Source organism: Caulobacter sp. GW821-FHT11E10, assembly GCF_058808375.1.
Genome location: NZ_JBXARP010000004.1, coordinates 515,879 through 522,805, shown reverse-complemented (window position 1 = coordinate 522,805; position 6,927 = coordinate 515,879). Strand labels below are relative to the sequence as shown.

5 protein-coding genes are annotated in these 6,927 nt (G+C 68.6%); 2 read left to right on the top strand and 3 right to left on the bottom strand.

Features of this window, described 5'->3' with window-relative positions:
- Positions 1 to 249 precede the first annotated feature (249 nt).
- The 3 genes from AC1RRV_RS11145 to AC1RRV_RS11135 form a co-directional block, all read right to left on the bottom strand.
- Positions 250 to 1,611, bottom strand: a complete 1,362-nt coding sequence (locus tag AC1RRV_RS11145; protein ID WP_492859679.1) for a serine hydrolase domain-containing protein — start codon at positions 1,609 to 1,611, stop codon at positions 250 to 252.
- 81 nt (positions 1,612 to 1,692) lie between these two features.
- A complete protein-coding gene (locus AC1RRV_RS11140) occupies positions 1,693 to 1,998 on the bottom strand; it encodes a UBP-type zinc finger domain-containing protein (protein ID WP_492859678.1) in 306 nt (101 codons plus the stop codon).
- Between the two features lie 11 nt (positions 1,999 to 2,009).
- On the bottom strand, positions 2,010 to 3,653 hold the full coding sequence (locus tag AC1RRV_RS11135) for an FAD-dependent oxidoreductase (RefSeq protein ID WP_492859677.1): 1,644 nt from the start codon (positions 3,651 to 3,653) through the stop codon (positions 2,010 to 2,012).
- Between the two features lie 117 nt (positions 3,654 to 3,770).
- Between AC1RRV_RS11135 and fdhD the strand changes: the two genes are divergently transcribed.
- Positions 3,771 to 4,586 (top strand): formate dehydrogenase accessory sulfurtransferase FdhD, encoded by an 816-nt coding sequence (fdhD, locus tag AC1RRV_RS11130; protein WP_492859676.1) that lies wholly within the window; start codon positions 3,771 to 3,773, stop codon positions 4,584 to 4,586.
- The gene (locus AC1RRV_RS11125; RefSeq protein WP_492859675.1) at positions 4,586 to 6,880 is read left to right on the top strand and encodes an FdhF/YdeP family oxidoreductase; all 2,295 of its coding nucleotides are present in this window, start codon (positions 4,586 to 4,588) and stop codon (positions 6,878 to 6,880) included. The genes fdhD and AC1RRV_RS11125 overlap by 1 nt, the downstream gene beginning before the upstream one ends.
- The last annotated feature ends 47 nt before the right edge of the window (positions 6,881 to 6,927 follow it).

Sequence of the window (6,927 nt, the reverse complement as noted above, 5' to 3'; positions counted from 1 at the left end):
CCGCACGGTCGGCGCCGGCGTGGTTGCGAAGATCGTCGAGTAATCTCGAAACGATCTAGCTTCGGCTGACAATGCGAGGGCCCCGGAGAGCAATCTCCGGGGCCTTTTGCTTTGGGGCGTGGATCCTCCCCCCCAGCGGGGGAGGTCGTCCGAAGGACCGTAGGGAGAAGCGCTTGAAGCCAGGCCTCTTCCCCCTCCGTCGCCTCTTCGAATCGACACTTCCCCGCTAGGGGGAGGATTTGGAGGGCGTCACTTCGCCTCGACGCGCGGCGCTTCCATATCGCGGCCGCCCTGGCGCAGGGTCACGGCGGTGGCCGGGGCGTCGCCCGCTTGCTTGAAGATCAGCTTGGCGTTGGGGCCGACCGCCAGGAACTCGCCCGGCGCGGTCGCCACGATCGGGAGCGGTCCCTGACCCGTGGCCTGGGTGATCAGCTTGTCCCCCTCGCGGAAGACCTTGAGAATGAAGTCAGGGCGCAGGGCGTAGGAGCCGACATACTTGTCCAGGGTCGCCACTGGCACGGCGATCGTCTTGACCGGCTGATAGGTCCCGAAGCACACGCCCGCCAGGTTGTTGGCCAGCCCGCTCGCCGCGGCGGCCTGGAAATTGGACAGCACGATCGTGACCAACCCGTCATTGGGGTAGCGGTTGAGCGAGGTGCTGAAGCCGTGGATGCCGCCACCGTGCGAGATCCGCGCGTGGCCCGATTGGTCGCCGACGCCCCAGCCGAAGCCGTACTTGTTGCCGTAGTCGGTCCACATCGCCTTGCGCGAGGCCTCGGTCAGCATCTTGCCGTCAGTCATGGCGCGATCCCAGACCAGGAGATCGTCGACCGTCGAATAGAGTGAGCCGGCCGCGTAGGGCAGGGTCATGTCCAGATAGTCGGCGTTCTCCCAGCCGGCCTTGCCCGGCGAGTAGCCCGAGGCGCGCTTGGCCAGGATCTGGGCGCTGACGTCGTAGCCCGTGTTCTTCATGCCCAGCGGCTGGAAGATGTGCTGGCCCACATAGTCGGCGTAGGTCTGGCCCGACACCTTCTCGATGACGTAGCCCAGCAGGACGTAGCCGGTGTTGTCGTAGGCGTATTTGCTGCCCGGCTCGAACTCGAGCGGCTTGTCCTGGGTCAGCTTGACGATCTCGGCGGGCGTCAGCGGCAGCTTGCCGCCCTTCTCGAAGAAGCCCGGAATGCCTGTGTAGCTGGGGATGCCCGAGGTGTGGGTCAGCAGGTGCTTGATCGTGATCTTCGACCAGGCGCCCGGCGCGTCGGCGTAGTACTTCGAGATCGGATCGTCGACCGACAGCTTGCCCGCCTCGACCAGCTGCATGATCGCGGTGGCGGTGAACTGCTTGGTGATCGAGCCGAGGCGGAACTTGGTGTCGGGGGCGTTGGGGATGTCCCATTCGCGATTGGCCGCGCCGAAGCCTTCGCGCAGCAGCGGAACCCCGTCCTTGACCACCAGCACCGCGCCGCTGAAGCGGCCGGCCTTGACCTGCTCCTCCACCAGCGCGCGGGCCTGCTTGGCGTAGTCCCCGGTGACGCAGGCGGGACCGGCGGCGAGGGCCGGCCCGGCCAGCAGGGCGCCCGCTGCGCCGAGCGCCAGGATCGAGAGCTTCATGAAGTTGTTCCCTTGTTTGGAGAACGACGATCACCGGCCGTGACGCTGGGCGCAATATAAGGATGTGTAACCTTCGACGATCTACCCCTCGACGAACCGTGGGATCGGCCCAACCTGCTCCGTCTGGTCCGGGAGTTCCACGAACTCCTCGTCGACGAAGCACCAGCCCCAGCCTTCGGGCGGGTCGTAGCCTTCGATGATCGGATGCCTGGTCGCGCGGAAGTGGGCCGTGGCGTGTTTGCTGGGACTGTCGTCGCAACAGCCGACATGACCGCAGGTTCGGCACAGGCGCAGATGCACCCACCAGCCGCCGGCCTTCAGGCATTCCTCGCAGCCCTTGGCGCTGGGCGTGACCAGGCGGATGGCGTCGCCGTGCGTGCAGGCCATGGCTCTCTCCTTTAGGCGTCGGCCAGATAGGCGTGGATGGCGGCGACGGCCTGGGCGCCTTCGCCGACGGCGGCGGCCACGCGCTTGACCGATCCGGCCCGGGCGTCGCCGATCGCGAACACCCCCTTGCGGCTGGTCTGCAGCAGCGGGTGGCCCGGCGCGAGGTCGGTTCCGGTGCGCACGAAGCCATGATTGTCCAACTCGACATGGCAGTGGGCCAGCCAGGCGGTGTTGGGCGCGGCGCCGATGAACAGAAAGAGGTGGCTGATGTCCTGGGTGGTCTCGATCCCGCCCGGCCCGCGCCAGCGCACCGCCGACAATTGGCCGTCCTCGCCCTCGAGGTCGACGACGGCGCTTTTGACCACCACCTCGATGTTCGGCGTGCTCTCGATGCGATCGATAAGGTAGCGCGACATGGTCGCCGCCAAGCTCTCGCCACGGACGATCATCCAGACCTTCTTGACTTGGCTGGCCAGATAGACCGCCGCCTGGCCCGCCGAATTGCCGGCGCCCACGAGCGCGACCTCCTGGCCAGCGCACAGCTTGGCCTCCAGCGGCGAGGCCCAGTAGTGCACCGAGGCGCCCTCGAACTGGTCGAGGTTTTCGACGTCCAGCCGGCGGTAGCGGGCGCCGCTGGCGATCACGACGGTCTTGGCCTGGGCCGTCTCGCCACTGGCCAAGCTGAGGCGGTAGCGGTGCGCGCCATCGTCCTCACAGACCAGCGAGGCCACCTCGTCGGGGATGGCCAGTTCGGCGCCGAACTTCTGGGCCTGGCCATAGGCGCGGCCCATCAGGGCCATGCCCGAGATACCGGTGGGAAAGCCGAGATAGTTCTCGATCCGCGCCGAAGCCCCGGCCTGGCCGCCGAAGGCGCGGGTGTCCAGCACCAGGACCGACAGGCCTTCCGAGGCCGCGTAGACGGCGGTGGCCAGACCCGCCGGTCCGGCCCCGACCACGGCGACATCATAGATGCGGTCGGCGTCGATTGGACCGACCAGCCCGATGCAGCGGCCCAGCTGGTGGTTGGTCGGCTGGCGCAGAATGACCCCGTTCGGGCACAGCACGATCGGCAGCTCGCTCTCGTCGACGTCGAACCGCTGGATCAGCACCTTGGCGCAGTCGACCTGGTCGGGGTCCAGGTGCTGGTAGGGGTGGCCGTTGCGCGCCAGGAAGCCCGATAGGCGGATGACCTCGCCGTCGGCGGCGCGGCCGACGATGATCGGGCCGCCGGCCCCCGTCTCGATCAGGCTGACCCGGCGCAGGATCAGGGCCCGCATGATCCGCTCGCCCAGCTCGGCCTCGGCGACCAGCACGGCGCGCAGGCGTTCGGGCGCGATCAGCAGGGCTTCGACCTCGGTGATGGCTGTGACATCGACCAGGGAGGGACGGCCCGACAACTGGGCGATCTCGCCGATGAACTGGCCGGCGGCATGCTCGACGATCGGCTGGCTGTCGTTGTGGGCGTCGCGGCGGCTGAGCGCCACACGGCCCGCCAGGATCACGAACAGGCCGGGGGAGGGCACGCCGGACGTCGCCAGGGCGACCCCGGCCTCGGCGTGGATCACCTGGCCGAAACGGCGCAGGCGATCGATCTCGACGGTTTCCAGCCGAGGAAACATCTGAGCGCGACGGGTGTCGAAGGTGGTGCCAGCCATGGCGGAAGATTGCTCCAGGAACGCCGCCGGGTCATCCGTCGAACGATGATGAACCCGAACATTCCTCGGTTGCGTCATCGGCTGTACCGCTCGGCGCCCGGAGAGTAGGCTTTGTCCATGTCGCGTTCCTCCGCCACTCCCCGTCCAGCCCTGCAATGGCGCGCCGGGCGTTCTCCTGAAGCGCTGGCGCGCGACTTGCCGCGAGAGATCGCCGTGGGCCTATCGTTCGACGGCCGGCCGCACACCGTGCTGATGGCCAGTCCCGAGGATGTCGAGGATCTGGCCCTGGGCTTCGTGATCACCGAGGGGATCGCGCGCGCGGCGGAGGTGCTGGAGCTCGTCCGGAAGGATGAACCGCAGGGCATACTGGTGGATATCCGATTGGGGCCGGGCGCGACCGCCAGGAAGGCGCGGCCGCGCAATCTGGAAGGACGCTCCAGCTGTGGCCTGTGCGGGGTGCAGCGACTGGCCGACGCCGTGCGACCCTTGCCGGCGCTCGGCGCGGGCGTCCGGATCGCGCACGCCGCCATCCCGCGCGCCCTGGCGGCGCTCGAGGCGGAGCAGGCGCTGGGCCGCCTGACCCGCGCCACCCACGCGGCGGCGTTCTTCACAGCCGAGGGCGCGCTGGTCGCGGTTCGCGAGGATGTCGGCCGCCACAACGCGCTCGACAAGCTGGCCGGGGCGATGGCGCGCGAGAAGATCGACACGGCGGACGGCTTCGTCGTGGTGACCAGCCGCGCTTCGTTCGAGATGGTCGAGAAGACCGCGCGGATGGGCTGCCCTATCCTGGTGGCGGTCTCGGCCCCGACCGAGCTGGCGGTGGCCAAGGCGCAAGAGGCCAACCTGACTCTGGTGGCCCTGGCTCGCGCCGACGGCCACGCGGTGTTCGCCGGCGGCGAGCGCCTGATGGAATCCGAGCTGGAGCCGGCCTGATGTCTGACAGCAAGAAGGTCGACGGCGTCCGCCCTTACAATCTTCCGGCTGGCGGCTGGGGCGCGTTGAAGGCCGTGGCCGGTGCCCTGGCCGACCAGGAGACGGTGATCGAGGGCGGCAAGACGCTGCTGCGCGCCAACCAGCCCGAAGGCTTCGACTGCCCCGGCTGCGCTTGGCCCGATCCCAAGCACACCAGCTCGTTCGAGTTCTGCGAGAACGGCGCCAAGGCCGTGGCCTGGGAGGCGACGTCCAAGCGCGCCACGCCCGACGTCTTCGCCCGGCATACGGTCAGTGAGCTGCTGACCTGGAGCGATCACCAGATCGAGGATCTGGGCCGGCTGACCGAGCCCATGACCTATGACCCGGCTGACGATCGCTACAAGGCCATCAGCTGGGACGACGCCTTCACCCGCACCGCAGTGGGGCTGAGGGCGCTGGACGATCCCAACGAGGCGGAGTTCTACGCCTCGGGCCGGGCCAGCAACGAGGCGGCCTTCCTCTACCAACTGATGGCGCGACGGTTCGGGACCAACAACTTCCCTGACTGCTCGAACATGTGCCACGAGCCGACCAGCGTCGGCCTGCCGGACTCGATCGGCCTGGGCAAGGGCTCGGTGACGCTGGAGGATTTCGACGACGCCGACCTGATCCTGTGTTTTGGGCACAATCCCGGCACCAACCACCCTCGGATGATGGCCACCTTGCGCGAGGCCAGCCGGCGTGGGGCGACGATCCTGGCCTTCAATCCCCTCCGCGAGCGGGCGCTGGAGAAGTTCGCCTCGCCGCAGGACCCGGTCGAGATGGCGACCCTGACCTCCACCCCGATCGCCTCGGCCTATTACCAGCTGACCATCGGCGGCGACGCGCTGTTCGTGCAGGGCATGATGAAGGCGCTGCTGGCGATGGAGGCCCGCGACGGCGGGGTCCTGGACCACGCCTTCATCGCCGAACACACCGCCGGCTTCGAGGCCCTGGCGGCGTCTGTCGCGGCGCAGAACTGGGCGACCATCGAGGCCGGTTGTGGCCTGCCCCGGGCGCGGATCGAGGAGGCGGCGGCGACCTACGCCAAGGCCAAGGCGGCGATCCTCTGCTATGGCATGGGCCTGACCCAGCACCGCGACAGCTCGGGCACGGTGCAGCAGCTGGTCAATCTGCTGCTGCTCAAGGGCAATATCGGCCGGCCGGGGGCGGGGATCTGCCCGCTGCGGGGCCACTCCAATGTCCAGGGCGCGCGCACGGTCGGCATCGCCGAGAAGCCGTCGGCGGCACTGCTGGACTCTATAAGAGACGTCTTCGGCTTCGAGCCACCGCGCGCGCACGGCCATACCGTGGTCGAGGCGATCGCGGCCATCGAACGCGGCGAGAGCAAGGTCTTCATCGGGCTGGGCGGAAACTTCGCCGTCGCCGCGCCTGACCCGGTCCGCACCTTCGCGGCCATGCGCCAGCTGGACCTGGCCGTCCACGTCGCCACCAAGCCCAATCGCACGCACCTGCTGGTCGGCAAGGCGGCGCTGCTGCTGCCGTGCCTGGGCCGCACCGAGATGGACATGCGAGCCGGCGTGCGACAGGCGGTGACGGTCGAGGACTCGATGTCGATGGTCCACGCCTCGCGCGGCCTCAACCCGCCGGCCTCCGAACACCTTCGGTCGGAGCCGGCCATCGTGGCCGGGATCGCCGCGGCAGTCTTCGGCGAGGACCCGCTGGTCGACTGGCTGGGCCTGGCCGACGACTACGACGCTATCCGGGACCTGATCGCTCGGGTCTTCCCCGGTGGGTTCGACGACTACAACGACAAGGTGCGTGTGCCGGGCGGCCTCCGCCTGCCGGTGGGGCCGTCGGAGCGTGTGTGGAAGACGGCGACAGGCAAGGCCAACTTCCTCGTCCACGATCCCAAGGCTGGCGATCCGCGTCGCGGTGATCCTGGCGTGATGATCCTGACGACCCTGCGCAGCCACGACCAGTACAACACCACGATCTATGGCGATAACGACCGCTATCGCGGCGTGTTCGGCCGGCGCGACGTGATCTTCGCCAATCCGGACGACCTGGCGCGGATGGGGCTGGCGCAGGGCGATCTGGTCGACCTGGGCGCGGCGTTCGACGAGACGGGCGAGCGCGTGGCGCGTGGCTTCACGGTCGTGGCGCGGGATATCCCGCCGGGCTGCCTGGCGGCCTACTATCCCGAAACCAATGTCGTGATCGCCCTGGATGACCATGACCAACGCTCGGGTACGCCGGCCTACAAGTCCGCGCCCGTGCGGCTGCGCAAGCACCAGGGGGCCTGGCTCAACTAAAGCGCTTGTTAAAGGCCTTTAGGCTTAATGCTCCGAACCCGAAGGGG

Bases quoted from the DNA above. Each gene is read 5' to 3' on its own strand.
- AC1RRV_RS11145 (WP_492859679.1), bottom strand. From the start codon at position 1,611: ATGAAGCTCTCGATCCTGGCGCTCGGCGCAGCGGGCGCCCTGCTGGCC.
- AC1RRV_RS11140 (WP_492859678.1), bottom strand. From the start codon at position 1,998: ATGGCCTGCACGCACGGCGACGCCATCCGCCTGGTCACGCCCAGCGCC.
- AC1RRV_RS11135 (WP_492859677.1), bottom strand. From the start codon at position 3,653: ATGGCTGGCACCACCTTCGACACCCGTCGCGCTCAGATGTTTCCTCGG.
- fdhD (WP_492859676.1), top strand. From the start codon at position 3,771: ATGTCGCGTTCCTCCGCCACTCCCCGTCCAGCCCTGCAATGGCGCGCC.
- AC1RRV_RS11125 (WP_492859675.1), top strand. From the start codon at position 4,586: ATGTCTGACAGCAAGAAGGTCGACGGCGTCCGCCCTTACAATCTTCCG.